The following is a 17,630-nucleotide window of genomic DNA, read 5'->3' on the forward strand; positions in this document are numbered from 1 at the left end:
ATGGGGAAGCCGACATGTCTCAGTCAGCGTTGAAGACAAGGACCATCGCCACGACGATGCGCGCCAGCCATTCGCGGAGCAGCCTGCGGGTGCTGCCGGTTCTAGCGGCAGCGATGACCGCCCTGCTGGCCGGCTGCGCCCAGCGCGACAGCATCACCGTCGGCGCCATTCCGGACGACTATCGCACCAACCATCCGATCGTCATCGCGGAGAAGAACCAGAAGATCGACCTGCCTGTCGGCGCCGGTGACCGCGGCATGACCGGTTCGCAGCGCGACACGCTGCTGGGTTTCCTTGACGGCCTATGACAAGAGTGCCGCTCCGTCATTGACCATCCAGATACCGAGCGGATCGGCCAACGAGGTTGCCGCGACGGCGGCCGGACGTGATTTCGCCAGGCTCGCGGTCGCCAGCGGTATCAAACGCAACCGCATCGTCGTCACCTCCTATCAGGCCGGATCGAGCGAGACATCGGCTCCGGTTCGCGTCTCCTATATCGCGGTGAGGGCGCAGACAGACAAATGCGGGCGCTGGCCCGATGATCTGCTCGAGACGTCGGAAAACAAGCATTATGCCGACTTCGGCTGCTCCTATCAGAACAATCTCGCTGCCCAGGTGGCCAACCCGGGTGATCTGCTCGGGCCGCGCAAACAGAGCACCATCGACGCGGAAAATCGCGGCGCGGTGATCGATGTCTACCGCGCCAGGGGCATTTCGGGTGAATTCCTGGGCAATTCAGAAGTGACCTACTAAGCCACCTTCGGGAAAGAGACGCCACGGAAAGAAAAAGGCCACGGAAAAGAGCATGACCATGAGCAATCTTGCCTATGACGCCACCGTGGACGGCGGTGATACATCGCCGCAGGACATCGCCGCGATGCAGGCGTTGCGGCCGGTTCCGCGCATCTCGATCCAGGCATTCTGCGAGACCGAGGGCGTTGCCAATCCGGTCGAGCGCGCCGGCGAGGACCGCCGTATGACCAAGGCCCATCTCAAGGTCCATATGGGCGGCATTCCCACGGCGATCGAGTTCTACCAGTCGGCGCCGACCCCGAACCTGATCCTGCTGGAGTCACGCAGCGAACCCAAGCAATTGCTGGAGCAACTCGCCCAGCTCTCTGAGTACTGCGATCCATCCTCGAAAGTGGTGGTGATCGGCCATTACAATGATGTCGGTCTCTATCGCGAACTCATCCGCTCCGGCATCTCCGAATATGTCATCGCGCCCGTTTCGATGGCCGACATCGTCAGTGTCGTGTCGTCGATTTTCGTCGATCCGGAGGCTGAACCGATCGGCCGTTCGATCGCCTTTGTCGGCGCCAAGGGCGGTGTGGGCTCTTCGACCATCGCCCACAATGTCGCCTGGGCAATGTCCTCCCTGTTCAAATCCGAGGTCGTCGTCGCCGACCTCGATCTCGCCTTCGGCACGGCCAACATCAATTTCGACCAGGATCCGGCACAGGGCATCGCCGAAGCGGTTTTCTCGCCCGAACGCGTCGACGAAGTCTATCTCGATCGGCTGCTGACGCAGTGCGCCGAGCATTTGTCGTTGCTCGCCGCGCCCTCGACGCTGGAACGCGTCTACGACTTCGATCCCGATGCCTTTGCGCAGCTTGTCGATACCGCGCAGCGCAGCGTGCCGCTTCTGGTCCTGGACGTCCCCCATGTCTGGACGGGCTGGGCCAAGAACACGCTGGTCAAGGCCGACGAGATCGTCATCACGGCGACCCCGGAACTGGCCAATCTGCGCAACACCAAGAACATGGTCGACATGCTCAAGCGGCTTCGCCCCAACGACCCGCCGCCGAAGCTGATCATCAACCAGGCCGGCGTTCCCAAGCGGCCGGAAATTTCGCCGTCCGATTTCGCCGAGCCGCTCGGCCTGACGCCGATGTCGGTCATCGGCTTCGATCCATTGCTGTTCGGCAATGCCGCCAACAACGGGCGGATGCTCGGCGAGATGGACGCCAAGAACCCGGTTGTCGCGATCATCAACGAGATTGCGCACGTGCTGACCGGGCGAAGCGAAATCCGCACGAAAAAGAAGGCTGGCCTGGGCAGTCTGCTCGGCAAGCTCTCGCGCAACAAGAAGTGACGTTTTTGGAACCGGTAGTCGATCATGTTCGGTAAAAGAGGCAACGACGACGGCAACCGGTTCACGCCGGAATTCCGCCAGCCGGCACCGGCGCCGGCCGCGCCGCCGCCCGCGGGTTCGACGGATACGGCGGTTCTTGCCCGGCCCGCGGCACCGCTGCAGCCAAGCGCGCCTGTGGCGCCGCCGGCTCGCCGCGCCGTCGAGGCGCCGCCGATCGCGCCGGAGGCGAAGCGGCCCCAGCGCGAAAAGAGCGAAACCTATTACGACACCAAGAGCCAGGTTTTCTCGGCGCTCATCGACACGATCGACCTGTCGCAGCTGGCCAAGCTCGACCCGGAGACCGCGCGCGAGGAAATCCGCGACATCGTCAACGACATCATCGCGATCAAGAATTTCGCAATGTCGATCGCCGAGCAGGAGGAATTGCTCGAGGACATCTGTAACGACGTGCTTGGTTACGGGCCGCTCGAGCCATTGCTCGCCCGCGACGATATCGCCGACATCATGGTCAACGGCTCCAAGAACGTCTACATCGAAGTCAATGGCAAGGTCGAGCAGACCGGCATTCGCTTTCGTGACAACCAGCAGCTTCTCAACATCTGCCAGCGCATTGTCAGTCAGGTCGGTCGCCGCGTCGATGAATCCAGCCCGATCTGCGACGCCCGCCTTCCCGACGGCTCTCGCGTCAACGTCATCGCTCCGCCGCTCGCCATCGACGGCACCGCACTCACCATCCGCAAATTCAAGAAGGACAAGCTGACGCTCGATCAGCTGGTCAAGTTCGGTGCCATCTCGCCGCAGGGCGCCGAAGTCCTCAAGATCATCGGTCGTGTTCGCTGCAACATCGTCATCTCGGGCGGCACCGGCTCCGGCAAGACGACTCTGCTCAACTGCCTCACCAACTACATCGACCGCGACGAGCGCGTCATCACCTGCGAGGACTCGGCCGAACTGCAACTGCAGCAGCCGCATGTCGTACGTCTGGAAACCCGCCCGCCCAACCTCGAAGGTGAAGGCGAGGTAACGATGCGCGACCTGGTCAAGAACTGCCTGCGTATGCGGCCCGAGCGCATCATCGTCGGCGAGGTGCGCGGACCCGAAGTGTTCGATCTTCTGCAGGCGATGAACACCGGCCATGACGGCTCGATGGGAACGATCCACTCGAACAGCCCGCGCGAATGCCTGAATCGTATCGAATCCATGATCGCCATGGGCGGTTATTCGCTGCCGCAGAAAACCGTGCGTGAAATCGTCGTCGGCTCCATCGACGTGATCATCCAGGCGGCGCGTCTGCGCGACGGATCGCGCCGCATCACTCACATCACCGAGGTGATCGGGATGGAAGGCGACGTCATCATCACGCAGGACATCGTCCTCTACAACATCAAGGGCGAGGACGCCAACGGCAGGCTGCTGGGCGAGCATGTCTCGACCGGCATCGGCCGCCCGCATTTCTGGGACAGGGCTCGCTACTACGGCGAGGAGCAGCGCCTCGCCGTTGCGCTCGAGGCAATGGAGAAACGCGCTGACTGACGCGGCGTTGAGGGTTCTGGTCGATGTTTGGAATTGATGGCACCGTATTGGCGTTTGTCGTGCTCGCCGGCTTCAGCGCCGGCGCGGTCGCCTATGCATTCCTGTTCAACCAGATCAGCAATGAGAAGCAGGCTGGCAAGCGGCTGGAGACGATCAAGGCCGCGGAGACGGACCGGTCGGTTGTCAAGGCCTCCCGCGACCGCGCGACGGATGCGGCCAAGCGTCGGAAATCCGTGCAGGATTCGCTGAAGGAACTCGACGAGAAGCAGAAGACCAAGGACAGCGCCATCAAGAAGCCGCCGCTGAAGGCGCAACTCCGGCAGGCCGGGATGAAGGTCCCAATCGAGCGTTTCTACATTTATTCCGCCATATGCGGTCTCGCGCTGACGGTGGTCGCATTCGTGGCCGGCGCGCCGATGCTTGTCTTGCCCGGCGTGCTGTTGGCCGGCGCGCTCGGCCTGCCGCGCTGGTTCGTATCGTTTCGCCGCGCGCGCCGGGTCAAGGCATTCCTCAACGAATTTCCAAACGCACTCGACATCATCGTGCGCGCGGTCAAGTCCGGCCTGCCGCTGAACGATGCCGTGCGCCTCATCGCCAACGAATCCCCCGAGCCGGTGAAGGCGGAGTTTCGCCGCATCGTCGATTCGCAGCAGATGGGAATTTCGATCCCCGATGCGACCTTGCGTATGCCCGAAACCATGCCGTGCACAGAGGCGAGTTTCTTCGGCATCGTCATCCAGATCCAGTCGCAGGCCGGCGGCAATCTGTCCGAGGCGCTGGGCAACCTTTCACGCGTGCTTCGTGATCGCAAGAAGATGAAAGCGAAGGTTCAGGCGCTGTCCATGGAGGCGAAGGCGTCCGCCGCCATCATCGGCGCGCTGCCCTTCATCGTTGCTTTTCTCGTCTATCTTTCCAGCCCCGACTATCTGATGCCGCTGTTCAACACCAGCGTTGGCAATCTGATACTGGGTTGTGCCGCTGTCTGGATGTCGATCGGCATCCTGGTCATGCGCAAGATGATGAACTTTGAAGTCTAGGGCCGCGGCATGACCGAACAAGTCATCAAATCACTGACGGACCCCAGCCTGCTGATCGCGCTGCTGGTCGCCATCGCCGTGTTCGCGACGGTCTTTACATTGCTGCCGGCATTCGGCGGAAACCAGCTCAAGTCGCGCATGAAGTCGGTCGCGCTGGAGCGCGACGAGCTTCGCGCCAAGCAGCGCGCGCGGCTTGCGAGCGAGGCCGATCGCCGCCGCAAGGGCCTGCGCGAGCAACAGTCGGTCGGTATGCGCAACATTGTCGATCGGCTCGACCTGCGGCGTGCGCTGGCCGACGAGAGCACCTTGCAGAAGCTCAAGGTCGCCGGCTTTCGCGGGCAGAACCCGCTGACGCGGTTTCTCTTCTTCCGCCTCGTTCTGCCTTTTGTCGGCTTCGCGCTGGGGCTGGTCTACATATTCGTGCTCGGAGGATTGCCCGACAAACCCCTGGTCATCCGGCTGTTCGTCTGCATCCTGGTCGCCTATGGCGGCTTCTACGCGCCGGTCGTCTATGTCAACAATCGCGCCACCAAGCGCAAGCAGTCGATCCAGATGGCGTGGCCGGATGCGCTCGACCTGATGCTGATCTGCGTGGAGTCGGGCATGTCGGTGGAAGCCGCGCTCCGCAAAGTCGCCGACGAGATCGGCGCGCAGTCGGTGGCTCTGGCGGAAGAATTCATCCTGACCAACGCCGAGCTCTCCTATCTGCAGGAACGCAAGCAGGCCTATGAGAATCTTGCGAACCGTACCGGCCTGGAATCGGTCAAATCGGTGTCGCAGGCGCTCGTCCAGGCCGAACGCTACGGCACGCCGGTGGCGCACGCATTGCGCGTGCTTGCCGCCGAAAGCCGGGACCAGCGCATGAACGCCGCCGAAAAGAAGGCCGCCGCCCTGCCGCCCAAGCTCACCGTGCCGATGATCCTGTTCTTCCTGCCTGTGCTTTTCGCCATCATCCTAGGCCCTGCCGGCATCCAGGTCAGCCAGCGCGGCATCTTCGGCACCGATCATCCGTCATCATCGGCCAAGTAGCCGCGGGGCACGCGGAGATAAACGAAGAAGCCGCGCTGAGCTCAGCGCGGCTTCTTCGTTCAATTGGGACCTTTGCAGATCGTCGCCCTCAGTTGGTTGCAGGCTTCGCCTTGTCCTGATCCTTGAGCTGTCCCCAGGCATTCTGTTGCGCAAGCATCTGCCTGAGATAGGCGACATTGGCCTGTGCCTGCTCGGGCGAGAGCTCCTGCGAGGCGATCTTCTCGGCTTCGTCGAAGCGGCCCTGCAGGCCGACGACCAGCGCCAGGTTCTGGCGCACGCGGCTGTCGGCGTTGGGCTGCTGGGCGGCCGAACGCATATAGGTTTCCGCGGTGCGCAGATCCCCTTCCAGCACATAGGACATGCCCAGATTGGAGAGAACCGAGGGGTCGTTCGGCTTGAGTTCGAGCGCCTTGCGGTAGAGCTGGCGTGCATCGTCCTTCTGGCCGAGCTGGTCAAGGATGGCCGCTTCCGCCGACACCAGCTTCCAGTCGGGATATTCCGGCGTCTGTGCGCGGCGCACGGCGTCGAGCGCTGCCTCGAGCTGGCCATTGGCGGCCAGCGCCTTGCCATAGGCGGCGAGCACGTCGCGATCCTTGGGATAGGCGATCGCCAGTTTGCGCATCACGGCCAGCGACTGGTCGGCATCGCCGTCCATCTGCAGCGCGGCCGCGAAGTTGGTTGCGATTCGCTTGTCGTTGGGATTCTTTGAGTAGGATTGGCCGAGAGCGGCCGTGGCATTGTGCACTTCTCCGGCCGACATGCTCTCCAGCGGCTTGCCGCTGGTACGTTCGATCGAGCCGGTAGTCATCCTGCTGGTTCCGCATCCGGCGACGCCCGCGGCGAGCGCCAGCATGAGGGCGGTGGTGGCGAGCCGTTTTCCTCTGGCATTCACTGTGCGGTTGGTCGGCATCGACACCTAAGCCTCCATTCATGGGCGCGGCCATAGCGTGGCCATCTTCCCTCCCGCAGAAATATTCTGTTAACCCTAACGGAGAGTTAAGAAACGCCGACTCGCGAAGGGTCGGCAGGAGAGAACATCGAATGCCTGTCGAACTCGTCGAGACGAAATTGCAAGGTGCGCTGCCGGTGCATCTGGTGGCCCGTGACGGCCTGGAGGCCGCGGGCCTTGCGCCATTTGCTGTCGCCTGGGCCAAGGCCAACGGCTTTTCCGGTGAGGCAGGCAGGACGCTCGCCGTGCCCGGCGAAAACGGCGCACTTGCCGGCGCCCTGTTCGGCACAGGCGACGGGGAAGGCGCACTTGCGCTCGGTGCACTGTCGAAAACCCTGCCGGAAGGCGACTGGCATTTCGCCTCCATTCCTGCCGAGCCGGAACTCGCGGCAATCGCGCTGGCGCTCGGCGGCTATGTCTTTACCCGTTACGGCAAGAAGCCGGGCAAGGCGCTGCGTTTCGACGTGCCGGCCGGCGTCGACGCGGCGCGCGTTCGCCGCATCGCCGATGGCGTCTTCATGGCCCGCGATCTGGTCAACACACCGACCAGCGACATGGGACCGGATGATCTGGAGAAGGCGGTGCGCACCCTCGCCGCGGCTCACAAGGCCGAAGTCTCCGTCATCAAGGGCGACGAGCTGCTGACTCAGAACTTCCCGATGATCCACGCCGTCGGCCGTGCTTCGACCGGCGCGCCGCGTCTGATCGACATGATCTGGGGGCAACCGGGCGCGCCGAAGGTTACGCTGGTCGGCAAGGGCGTCTGCTTCGACACAGGCGGTCTCGACATCAAGCCGTCATCCGGCATGCTCTTGATGAAGAAGGACATGGGCGGCGCCGCCAATGTGCTTGGCCTGGCCTCGATGATCATGGCCGCCGGGTTGAACGTGCGGCTGCGCGTGCTGATACCCGCGGTCGAGAACTCGATCGCCGGCAACGCTTTTCGACCCGGCGACGTGCTGGCGAGCCGCAAGGGCATCACTGTCGAGATCGGCAATACCGACGCCGAAGGCAGGCTCGTGCTCGGCGACGCGCTGGCGCTGGCCGATGACGAGGAACCGCAGCTGCTGGTCGACATGGCGACGCTGACCGGAGCGGCCCGTGTCGCGCTTGGCCCCGATCTGCCGCCTTTCTATACCGGCGACGAGGCGCTGGCCTCGGACCTCGCCGAGGCATCGCTGGCGGTCGAGGATCCGCTGTGGCGCTTGCCGCTGTGGCGGCCCTACGATGCGAAACTGTCGTCGAAGATCGCCGACATCAACAATGTCACCACGGACGGTTTCGCCGGTTCGATTACGGCGGCACTGTTCCTCAAGCGCTTTGTCGAGAAGACGGCGAGCTGGGCGCATTTCGACATCTTTGCCTGGAACCCCGCCGACCGTGCGCATGGGCCTGCCGGCGGCGAGGCACAAGGCATTCGCGCTTTGGAGCGGATCATCTCGACACGCTTTGGCTGAAGGCGGCAAGCAGAGCCGGCAAATCGCTGAAACTGAAACGGAACCGAAACAATTTGCCGTCATGCTGGCGCGATGTCGATTGCGATGCGCCCGAGCCAGGCCTTGCGACTGTGGCAGCAAGTCATGCTGTCGCAGGTGCGCGACGATGCGCCCGACCTGACCATGCGCCAGACGGCGATCCTGTTCACCATCTATCTCGATCCGCCGCCGCACACGGTGCGCGGGCTGGCCGCCCGCCTCAATGTCACCAAGCCGGTGATCACGCGCGCGCTCGACACCATGGGCGCGCTGAAGCTGGTGTCGCGCCATCGCGACGAACTCGACAAGCGCAACGTGCTGATCAAGCGCACGGTCGAGGGCGCGCTCTTTGTCGAGCGCTTCGGCGATGGTATCATCGCCAGGGCCCACGAACTGCCCATCTGACCGTTTTGCCCATACAGCAGGGTTACCGATTTTGACTGCTCACGATGCCCGTCTCCACGCCTTCCGTTCCGACCTTGCCGACGCAAGGCTGAAAGGCGAGGTTTCTGCCGAGCGTTTTGTCGCCGGCCGGCCGGCGCGGATTTCGGCCTCGGTGGCAGACATCCGCAAGGCGCCTCGTGCGGATGCCGGCGTCAACACGCAAGCTCTGTTCGGCGACGATGTGCTGGTTTTCGAGGATGCCGAAGGCTGGGCCTGGATCCAGGCCGAACGCGACGGCTATGTCGGCTATGTCGCCAACACCATGCTGGGCGGGCGCGACCATGCGCCCACCCATATCGTCTCGGTGCCCCGCACCTTTCTCTATCCCGATCCGGATCTGCGCTTTCCGATCGCGGGACAGCTGTCGATGGGGTCGACGGTGACGGTGACGGGCGCCGTCGAGACGCGTGGCACACATTATGCCGTCCTGCCGTCACGCGAAGCGATCATCGCGGGTCACCTCAGGCCAATCAGCGAAATTGCCGCCGACTATGTCGCGGTTGCCGAGACGTTTCTTGGCACACCCTATCTGTGGGGCGGCACATCCGGCTTCGGCATCGATTGTTCCGGCCTGGTGCAGCTGGCGATGCGCATGGCGGGCAAAAACGTGCTGCGCGATTCCGACATGCAGGCGGCAAGCATCGGCGAGCCGCTCGAGCCGGGTCCGGACTATGCCGGGTTGCGCAGGGGCGATCTCGTCTTCTGGAAAGGCCATGTCGCTGCCATGACCGACGCTGAGACCATGATCCACGCCAACGGCCACACCATGCTGGTCTCGCGCGAAGGGTTGAAGGACGCCATCGCCCGCATCGGCTACCTCTATGGCGGCCCGACCGGGTTTCGCAGGCCGTAGCACAAGCGCCTGTCCTTCTCCACAGGGGGAGAAGGGAAGAGCTTTCACGATCCCCTTTTGTTCCGATTTTCCTTGGCGATCGCCCGTAGCCGCGCTACCTCTGGCGCGTGACAGTTGAGCCGCGCCTTGCCGAGCAGAATGCCGCCATTGCCCTGCCCGAGCCATTCCTCAGATGGTTCGGCGAGAAAGGCTGGTCGCCGCGCGCACATCAGGTCGAATTGCTGGCGAAGGCCCAAAGCGGCCAATCGGTGCTTTTGATCGCGCCGACCGGAGCCGGCAAGACGCTGGCCGGCTTTCTGCCTTCGCTGACGGAACTGGCGGTCAGGCCGAGGCGAAAGCCGGGGCAGGGACAGCGCGGCATCCACACGCTCTACATCTCGCCGCTCAAGGCGCTGGCCGTCGACATCGAGCGCAATCTCGGCAAGCCGGTCGAGGAGATCGGTCTGCCGATCAGTATCGAGACGCGCACCGGCGACACGCCTTCCCACAAGCGCCAGCGCCAGAAGCTGGTGCCGCCGGATATATTGCTGACCACGCCCGAGCAACTTGCGCTTCTGATTGCTGCAGGCGACGCCCGACGCTTCTTCGAGGATCTGCGCTATGTCGTGCTCGACGAGTTGCATTCGCTTGTAACCTCGAAACGCGGCCATCTCTTGGCGCTCGGCCTGGCGCGGCTGCGCAACTACGTGCCCGGCCTGCAGACCATCGGCCTGTCGGCGACGGTGGCCGAGCCGGACGAGTTGCGGCGCTGGCTGGTCAGCCAGAATCCACCAGGAGACATGTCCGAACTGATTGTGGTCACAGGGGGAGCTAAACCCGAAATCTCCATTCTCGATTCCGAAGAGCGTGTACCGTGGGCGGGGCATTCGGCGCGCTATGCCACGCCGGAGATCTACCGCGAGATCAAGCGCCACAAGACGACCCTGCTGTTCGTCAACACCCGCAGCCAGGCGGAACTGCTTTTCCAGGAATTGTGGCGGGTCAACGAGGACACCTTGCCGATCGCGCTTCATCACGGCTCTCTCGATGTCGGCCAGCGGCGGCGCGTCGAGAAGGCGATGGGCGAGAACGCGCTGCGTGCCATCGTCGCGACATCGACGCTCGATCTCGGCATCGACTGGGGCGATGTCGATCTGGTCGTGCATGTCGGCGCGCCGAAGGGGGCGAGCCGGCTGGCGCAGCGCATCGGCCGTGCCAACCACCGGATGGACGAACCGTCCAAGGCGATCTTGATCCCTGCCAACCGTTTCGAGGTGCTCGAATGCCGGGCTGCCCTCGATGCCAACTATCTTGGCGCGCAGGACACGCCGCCGCTGGTTGATGGCGGCCTCGATGTGCTGGCGCAACACGTACTCGGCTGCGCCTGCGGCGCACCGTTCCGTGCCGACGATCTTTACGAGGAAGTGCGAGCGGCGGCACCCTACACCAGCCTCGATAGGATTACCTTCGACCGCGTCATCGATTTTGTCGCCACCGGCGGCTATGCGCTGAAGAATTACGAGCGCTATGCTCGTATCCGCCTGAACAAGGACGGGTTGTGGCGCGTCTCCAACCCGCGCGTGGCTCAGCAATATCGGCTGAATGTCGGCACCATCATCGAAGTGCCGGCGCTCAACGTGCGTTACGTCAAAGCAGGCAGCAAAGGCTCGGCTACACGCGGCGGGGCCGTTCTCGGCAAGATCGAGGAGGCCTTCCTCGAAACGCTGACGCATGGCGACACCTTCATGTTCGCCGGCAAGGTGCTGCGCTTCGAAGGCATTCGCGAGAATGAATGCTTCGTGTCGAACGCGCCCGGCAGCGACGCCAAGGTGCCCTACTATGGCGGCGGCAAGTTCCCGCTTTCGACCTACCTTGCCGAGCAGGTCCGCATGATGCTGGACGATCCGCAGCGCTGGAAGAAGCTGCCGGAGCAGGTGGCCGACTGGCTGCGATTCCAGGCCGACAAATCGGTTCTGCCCAAACGCGATGACCTGCTGATCGAGACCTTTCCACGCGGCAACCGCTACTATCTGGTCGCTTATCCCTTTGAGGGCAGGCTGGCCCACCAGACGCTCGGCATGTTGCTTACCCGGCGCCTCGACAGGGCAGGCGCCAGGCCGCTTGGCTTTGTCGCCACCGATTACGCCCTTGCCATATGGTCGCTGGGCGATATGGGCGCGATGTTCAAAGCCAGGAAACCGTCTCTCGGCGCATTGTTCGACGAGGACATGCTGGGCGACGACCTCGAAGCCTGGCTGGCCGACAGCTGGCTTCTCAAGCGCACCTTCCGCAATTGCGCGCTGATTTCGGGACTGATCGAGAAACGCCATCCGGGCCAGGAGAAGAGCGGCCGTCAGGTCACAGTGTCGACCGACCTGATCTACGATGTGCTGCGCAGCCATGAGCCGGACCATATCCTGCTGCAGGCGACACGCACCGATGCGGCGGCCGGTCTGCTCGATGTCAGCAGACTTGCCGACATGCTCTCGCGCGTCCAGGGTAGAATCATGCATAAGAATCTCGAGCAGATTTCGCCACTAGCCGTGCCGATCATGCTCGAGATCGGCAAGATGCCGGTGAACGGCGAAGCCGATGAAACACTGCTGATGGATGCGGCGACTTTGGTCGAAGAGGCCATGGGGCCGGAAATGAGTGAGGGATGAATTTTTCGCTGGCGCGTACATCGCTGATCGCCGAGGCCGACATGATAGGCATCGCCGGCGAACGTGTGGTCTGCGATCCGCGCGGCGTGCTCTATTTTCCCGAGCTCAGGCTGCTGGCGGTCTCCGACCTGCATCTGGAAAAAGGCTCGTCGCTGGCAAGACGCGGCGCGCTGATCCCGCCCTATGATACCGGCGCGACCTTGCTCAGATTGCAGGCCGTCATATCCGACTACCAGCCGTCGATCGTCATCAGCCTGGGCGACTCCTTTCACGATGGCGGCGGCGCCGAGCGCATGCATGCGAGTTTTCGCGAGCGGCTGGAAGCGCTGATGGCAGGCCGCGACTGGTTCTGGGTCGCTGGCAACCATGATCCGGAAGCGCCGGCCGATCTGCCCGGCGAAACGGTGCGGGAATTGGCCATCGGCTCGCTGCTGTTCCGGCATGAGCCGTCCAAGGTACGCGTCGAGGGCGAGATCGCGGGCCATCTCCATCCCTGCGCGCGCATTGTCCAGCGAGGCCGTTCGGTGCGGCGGCGCTGCTTTGCCGGCGATGGTGGCCGCATGATCATGCCGGCCTTCGGCGCCTATACCGGCTCGCTCAACGTGCTCGATCGCGCCTATGCCGGGCTGTTCCGGCTGGAATCGCTGATGGCCTATATGCTTGGCGCCGACCGCATCTTCGCCATCTCCCGCTCGATGCTGCGGCCGGGCTGAGCAGCCTATCTGCCGTAATACAGAGTGACGGTGTGCTTTGCCTCGGCGAAGAACAGCCAGCGCTCGACCAGCATGCCGGCGAACTGGACGATCGCGGCGAGCACCGACGGCACCGCCGCATAGGGCCAGGGCAAGGCGAAGGTGGCGGCGATCAGCAGGACGGGCAGGGCGAAGGCCAATGCCTGTGCGAGCACGCGCAGCTTCGCACTGTGCTTGCGCGCGATGCGAAAACCCATTTCCTTGAGCAGGTAATTTTCCTCGGTATGCGGCCATTCCAGCGACCGCACCGTGCCACCGGCCAGTCCGGTCGCGGTGTTGGCGGTGGTCGGGATCTCGAGACGGTCATTGTGCCGCCAGGTCGCGAGCTTCCAGCCCCAGCCGGCAAGAGTGGCAAGCAGTGACAATACCAGCACGCCCATAGAACCGATGCCGAAGCCCTGCAGCAGCGCGCTCAACAGAACGCTGCCGGTCATGGCCGCGAAGATCAGATAGGCCGGCAAAGTATAGCGGCTGTGCCACTGCGCAATCGGCTTCAGCGACGCGTAGATCATGCCGGTGGTGCAGACGGTGACGATCGCACCGATGGCGGCCAGCAATCCGGCAATGGCCACCCAGCCCTCAGTGCGGCCAAAGAACACCCAGCCGAGGCCGAACAGTCCCGCCGGGATGAAGGTGATGACCGAGGCCACGCCTTCGCGCGACAGCCAGGAACTGCGCCATTGCGAGAACGCCCGCCATCCGCGCTCGGGTCTGCCGAGATGGCCGGTCGACGACAACAGTCCCGCCGCGATCAGGCCAAGCGCCAGCCCCAGGCCGACGAGGCCGAGCCAGAAGTCGGCGGGGATGATCTGCAACCCGCCCAGCACGCCAAGCACTGCCAGCAGGCCGTAGCCGGCGCCCGTGGCGGTGGTGAAGAAGATAACGGAAAAGGCTGGATGCATGGTCAGTTCGAAAGCATGCGGTCGACCCAGCCGAGGAAGCCGCCTTCGGCCCGCACCGGCTCCAGCGCCTTCGACGGCACCGATGCGGCGCGCTTTGTATGGGCGCGCGGCGGCAGATATTTGTTGGTCGGGTGATAGCCGAGTTCCGGCATCAGGTCGACGCCGCCGCGCTCAGCCACCAGTTGCGAGACGGCGGACTGGGGATCGCCGAGATCACCGAAATGCCGGGCGCTGGTCGGGCAGGCGGCCACACAGGCCGGCACACGGTCTTCTTCGGCCAGATTGTCGTTGTAAATGCGGTCGACGCAGAGCGTGCATTTCTTCATCACGCCGACATCGGTGTCGAATTCGCGCGCGCCATAGGGGCAGGCCCAGCTGCACAATTTGCAGCCGATGCATTTGTCCTCGTCGATCAGCACGATGCCGTCCGAGACTCGCTTGTAAGAGGCGCCGGTCGGGCAGACGGTGACGCAGGCCGGCGTCTCGCAATGCAGGCAGGAGCGCGGGAAGTTGACCGTGCGCCCGCCCATCTCTGTCGTGTGCTCATAGCTGTGCACGCGGTTGAACCAGACGCCGTCGACATGGCCGCCATAGGGGTCGATGTCGGTCAACGGCGCCATGTGGCCGCCGGTGTTCCATTCCTTGCAGGCGGTGACGCAAGCCTGGCAGCCGACGCACGTGTCGAGGTCGATGACGAGACCAAGTTTCTTGTCGCTGTGGGCGGGAAGACAGGTCATTCGGCTGCCTCTCTTGCCCGGCGGAATTCGGCGCCGAAGCTCAATCTGTCGAGCGACGGCTCGAAATGCGGCGGTTGGCTGAAACGCTCGAATTGCGGCTCGGTGAAGCCGGCTTCCTCATCAGCGCATTTGACGATGCGCACGCGCAGATCGAACCACGCGGCCTGGCCGGTGACAGGATCGGAATTCGAGTAGCGTTTGCCCTGGGCGTCGGCCGAGGTCTGGTCGCCGATGATATGGTTGAGCAGGAAGCCGCGATTGCTCTCGGCGGCATCATCTTTCAGTCCCCAGCTGCCGCGCCTTTTGCCGATCGCGTTCCAGGTCCAGACCGTGCTTTCGTTCACCCCGTCGACCAGCTTGATTTGCCCCTTCACTCTGCCGTTGATGCTCTCGATCCACACCCAGTCGTCGTCGACGAGACCGAGACCGGCGGCGGTGCGGTGATGCACGAACAGCCGGTTCTGGCTGGTAATCTGCCGCAGCCACGCATTCTGCGAGCCCCAGGAATGATACATGTGCATCGGCCGCTGCGTCAGCGCGTGCAGCGGGTATTTTTCGAGGTCGACCACCGCTTCCTCGAACGGCATGTACCAGAACGGCAGCGGATCCATGTAGGTCTCGATGCGCTGGCGCTCGGCCTCCGGCGGCTGAACACGGCCATAGCCGCGTGCGGCGAGCCGAAACCGCTGCAACGGCTCGGAATAGAGCTGGAAGATGATCGGCTCCGCCTTCGGGATGAAACCCATCTGCACCGCGAAATCGAGATAGGAGCGGTTGGCCATCTTGTAGTAGCGCTGGTCCTGAGCGAAGTCGTGATGCCAGAAGCCGCCATTGTCGATGTAGCGCTGCAACTGGTCCGGATTGGCCTCGCCCTTGCCGATCGACGTTCCATCCTTGCCGCGCCAGCCGGCCAACGGTCCGATGCCCGGTGTGCGCTCGTGGTTGACGATATAGTCGGCATAGTCGGCATATCTGGCCGATCCGTCCTCATCGACGAAACCGGGCAGGCGCAGCCGGGCGCCCAGTTCGATCAGCACCGACTGGAACGGCCTGACGTCGCGGTCCGGCTCGACGACGGGATGGCGGATGGCATCGCCCGGCCCGTCGGCATGGCTGATCGGCCGGTCGAGCAGGCTGATGCAGTCATGCCGTTCGAGATAGGTGGTGTCGGGCAGCACGAGGTCGGCGAACGGCACGGTCTCGGAATAGTAGGCGTCGGAATAGATGATGAAGGGGATCTTGTAGTTGCCCGCCTCGTCATGGTCGGTCAGCATACGCATCGTCTCGACGGTGTTCATCGAGGAATTCCACGCCATGTTCGACATGTACATCATCAGCGTGTCGATCTTGTAGGGATCGCCCGCCCAGGCATTGCGGATGACGGTGTGCATAAGGCCGTGCGCGGCCAGCGGCGCGTCCCAGGAATAGGCCTTGTCGATGCGGGTCGGCGTGCCGTCTTCGTCGACCAGCAGGTCGTCCGGCCCGCAGATGAAACCCAGCGGCATGCCGTCCAGCGGCGTCATCGGCTTGACCGTCTTGCCCGCGGGTTTCGGGCCTGGCGGCGCCGATCTGGGGTAGGGCGGCTTGAAGCGGAAGCCGCCGGGAACATCCACTGTGCCGAGCAGCACCTGCAGCAGATGGATGGCACGGCAAGAGTGAAAACCGTTCGAATGGGCTGATATACCGCGCATGGCATGCATCGAAACCGGTCGGCCCTTGATCGTCTCGTGCCGGCGCCCGGCCCAGTCGGTCCAAGCGATGGGCAGTTCGATTGCCTGTTCGAAGGCGACATGGGCGAGTTCGGCGGCGATCCGGCGGATCGTATCGACGGCAATGCCGCAGCGCTCGGCGACCGCATCCGGCGCATAGCTGTCATCGAGATAGCGGTCGGCGATCAACTGGAACACCGGCGTACAGCGGCGGCCGCCGACTTCGAAGCTGCCGGTCAGCGCCGGCTTCGCTTCCGCGTCGGTTGCCTTGACGGCGGTCTTCGCCACCCTGTCCCAGGCCAGCGGATTGCCGTCGGCGTCGCGGACGAACAGCCCGTCGTCGGAGGCGCCAGGCTCCTGCACGACGAGGACATGGGCGTTGGTGTAGCGGAGCAGATAGTCGAGATCGACGCGGCCTGCCTTCAGCAATTCGTGGATGAGGGCGAAGACGAACAGGCCGTCCGTTCCGGGCCGGATGCCGATCCAGTCGTCGGCAATCGCATTGTAGCCGGTGCGGCAGGGGTTGATCGACACCACCTTGGCGCCGCGCGCCTTGAGCTTGCCCAGCCCGATCTTGATCGGGTTGGAATCATGGTCCTCGGCGACGCCGAACAGCATGAAATATCGTGTGTTATCCCAGTCAGGCTCGCCGAACTCCCAGAACGAGCCGCCGATCGAATAGAGCCCGCCGGCCGCCATGTTGACCGAGCAGAAGCCGCCATGGGCGGCGAAGTTCGGCGTGCCGAACTGGCTCGCCCACCAACCGGTCAAGGATTGCGACTGGTCGCGGCCGGTGAAGAAAGCGAGTTTTTTCGGATCGGTACGACGAACTGCCGAGAGACGCTCCGTCGCGATCGAGAACGCTTCTTCCCACTCGATCTCGCGGAACGCGCCGGAGCCGCGCGGACCGGTGCGCAGCAGCGGCTTCTTCAGCCGGGCCGGGCTGTAATGCTGCATGATGCCGGAACTGCCCTTGCCGCAGATCACGCCGCGATTGACCGGATGGTCCTTGTTGCCGTTGATATAGCGGACCTTGCCGTCCTTGATGTGCACGTCGATGCCGCAGCGGCAGGCGCACATGTAGCAGGTCGTCTTGGCTATGCTGTCGGAAATGCCAGGCGAGGTGTCGACGCCGTCGCCTTCATCGGGCGCGCGCGTGTCGGCAAGCGGGCGTTGCGATGGTGCCGAATTCGCGCCGCGCGGCGGTGAATGCCTCATGATCCGGATGTGCCCGCGCGGCCGGCGGATTTGGCTCGAGTCTTCGGCCCGGGGCCGCGCATGTAATGCTCTTCCGGATGGTAACGATCGCCGGTCAGCCGTCTGCGGATGCCGCGGGTCCAATGCGCGAGAAGGGACTTGAACCGCCCGATCATTTTTAGTCTCTGCCATCCGCTGGCGAATTTTTTCTAACTTCGCGCGAAAATGTAGAATGAAGCTATCGATCCGTCTAATCAGTTGTTCTTGTAAATTCGA

The 17,630-nt window shown here is 63.6% G+C and carries 13 protein-coding genes and 1 pseudogene; 10 read left to right on the forward strand and 4 right to left on the reverse strand.

The window, feature by feature from the left end; genetic code table 11:
- Nucleotides 1–14: 14 nt before the first annotated feature.
- The 5 genes and pseudogenes from ACVILI_RS08755 to ACVILI_RS08775 all read left to right on the forward strand — a co-directional run bounded on the left by ACVILI_RS08755 (nucleotide 15) and on the right by ACVILI_RS08775 (nucleotide 5,694).
- Nucleotides 15–753, forward strand: a pseudogene (locus ACVILI_RS08755) (CpaD family pilus assembly protein).
- Nucleotides 754–805: 52 nt separating this feature from the next.
- Nucleotides 806–2,095: an AAA family ATPase gene (locus tag ACVILI_RS08760; RefSeq protein ID WP_020629131.1), complete on the forward strand. Its 1,290-nt coding sequence runs from the start codon at nucleotides 806–808 to the stop codon at nucleotides 2,093–2,095.
- Between the two features lie 24 nt (nucleotides 2,096–2,119).
- Nucleotides 2,120–3,628 carry a CpaF family protein gene (locus ACVILI_RS08765; protein ID WP_019863103.1) on the forward strand — a complete coding sequence of 503 codons (1,509 nt, stop codon included), beginning with the start codon at nucleotides 2,120–2,122 and terminating at the stop codon, nucleotides 3,626–3,628.
- A gap of 23 nt (nucleotides 3,629–3,651) precedes the next feature.
- Nucleotides 3,652–4,665, forward strand: coding sequence for a type II secretion system F family protein (locus ACVILI_RS08770; RefSeq protein WP_019863104.1), 1,014 nt, complete (start codon nucleotides 3,652–3,654; stop codon nucleotides 4,663–4,665).
- A gap of 9 nt (nucleotides 4,666–4,674) precedes the next feature.
- The gene (locus tag ACVILI_RS08775) at nucleotides 4,675–5,694 is read left to right on the forward strand and encodes a type II secretion system F family protein (protein ID WP_019863105.1); all 1,020 of its coding nucleotides are present in this window, start codon (nucleotides 4,675–4,677) and stop codon (nucleotides 5,692–5,694) included.
- A gap of 88 nt (nucleotides 5,695–5,782) precedes the next feature.
- Here the strand turns inward: ACVILI_RS08775 and ACVILI_RS08780 are convergent, their stop codons facing one another.
- On the reverse strand, nucleotides 5,783–6,604 hold the full coding sequence (locus ACVILI_RS08780; protein WP_038644404.1) for a tetratricopeptide repeat protein: 822 nt from the start codon (nucleotides 6,602–6,604) through the stop codon (nucleotides 5,783–5,785).
- 131 nt (nucleotides 6,605–6,735) lie between these two features.
- Here ACVILI_RS08780 and ACVILI_RS08785 point away from each other — a divergent pair, with 131 nt between their 5' ends.
- From ACVILI_RS08785 to pdeM, 5 genes are all read left to right on the forward strand, one after another.
- A complete protein-coding gene (locus ACVILI_RS08785; RefSeq protein WP_084791393.1) occupies nucleotides 6,736–8,100 on the forward strand; it encodes a leucyl aminopeptidase family protein in 1,365 nt (454 codons plus the stop codon).
- A gap of 72 nt (nucleotides 8,101–8,172) precedes the next feature.
- Nucleotides 8,173–8,523, forward strand: a complete 351-nt coding sequence (locus ACVILI_RS08790) for a MarR family winged helix-turn-helix transcriptional regulator (protein WP_010913361.1) — start codon at nucleotides 8,173–8,175, stop codon at nucleotides 8,521–8,523.
- Between the two features lie 31 nt (nucleotides 8,524–8,554).
- Nucleotides 8,555–9,415, forward strand: coding sequence for a C40 family peptidase (locus tag ACVILI_RS08795; protein ID WP_038644410.1), 861 nt, complete (start codon nucleotides 8,555–8,557; stop codon nucleotides 9,413–9,415).
- Nucleotides 9,416–9,522: 107 nt separating this feature from the next.
- Nucleotides 9,523–12,057 carry a ligase-associated DNA damage response DEXH box helicase gene (locus tag ACVILI_RS08800; RefSeq protein ID WP_038644413.1) on the forward strand — a complete coding sequence of 845 codons (2,535 nt, stop codon included), beginning with the start codon at nucleotides 9,523–9,525 and terminating at the stop codon, nucleotides 12,055–12,057.
- On the forward strand, nucleotides 12,054–12,770 hold the full coding sequence (gene pdeM, locus ACVILI_RS08805) for a ligase-associated DNA damage response endonuclease PdeM (RefSeq protein WP_038644416.1): 717 nt from the start codon (nucleotides 12,054–12,056) through the stop codon (nucleotides 12,768–12,770). Before ACVILI_RS08800 ends, pdeM begins: the two co-directional genes overlap by 4 nt.
- Before the next feature lie 5 nt (nucleotides 12,771–12,775).
- Here the strand turns inward: pdeM and ACVILI_RS08810 are convergent, their stop codons facing one another.
- The 3 genes from ACVILI_RS08810 to ACVILI_RS08820 are packed head-to-tail and all read right to left on the reverse strand — an operon-like array spanning nucleotide 12,776 to nucleotide 17,375.
- Nucleotides 12,776–13,711, reverse strand: coding sequence for a dimethyl sulfoxide reductase anchor subunit family protein (locus tag ACVILI_RS08810; RefSeq protein ID WP_038644419.1), 936 nt, complete (start codon nucleotides 13,709–13,711; stop codon nucleotides 12,776–12,778).
- Between the two features lie 2 nt (nucleotides 13,712–13,713).
- Entirely contained in the window at nucleotides 13,714–14,448 is a 735-nt protein-coding gene (locus tag ACVILI_RS08815; RefSeq protein WP_038644422.1) for a 4Fe-4S dicluster domain-containing protein, read from the reverse strand.
- Nucleotides 14,445–17,375 (reverse strand): molybdopterin-dependent oxidoreductase, encoded by a 2,931-nt coding sequence (locus ACVILI_RS08820; protein ID WP_038644425.1) that lies wholly within the window; start codon nucleotides 17,373–17,375, stop codon nucleotides 14,445–14,447. Before ACVILI_RS08820 ends, ACVILI_RS08815 begins: the two co-directional genes overlap by 4 nt.
- Between the last annotated feature and the right edge of the window lie 255 nt (nucleotides 17,376–17,630).

The organism is Mesorhizobium sp. USDA 4775 (genome assembly GCF_054062655.1).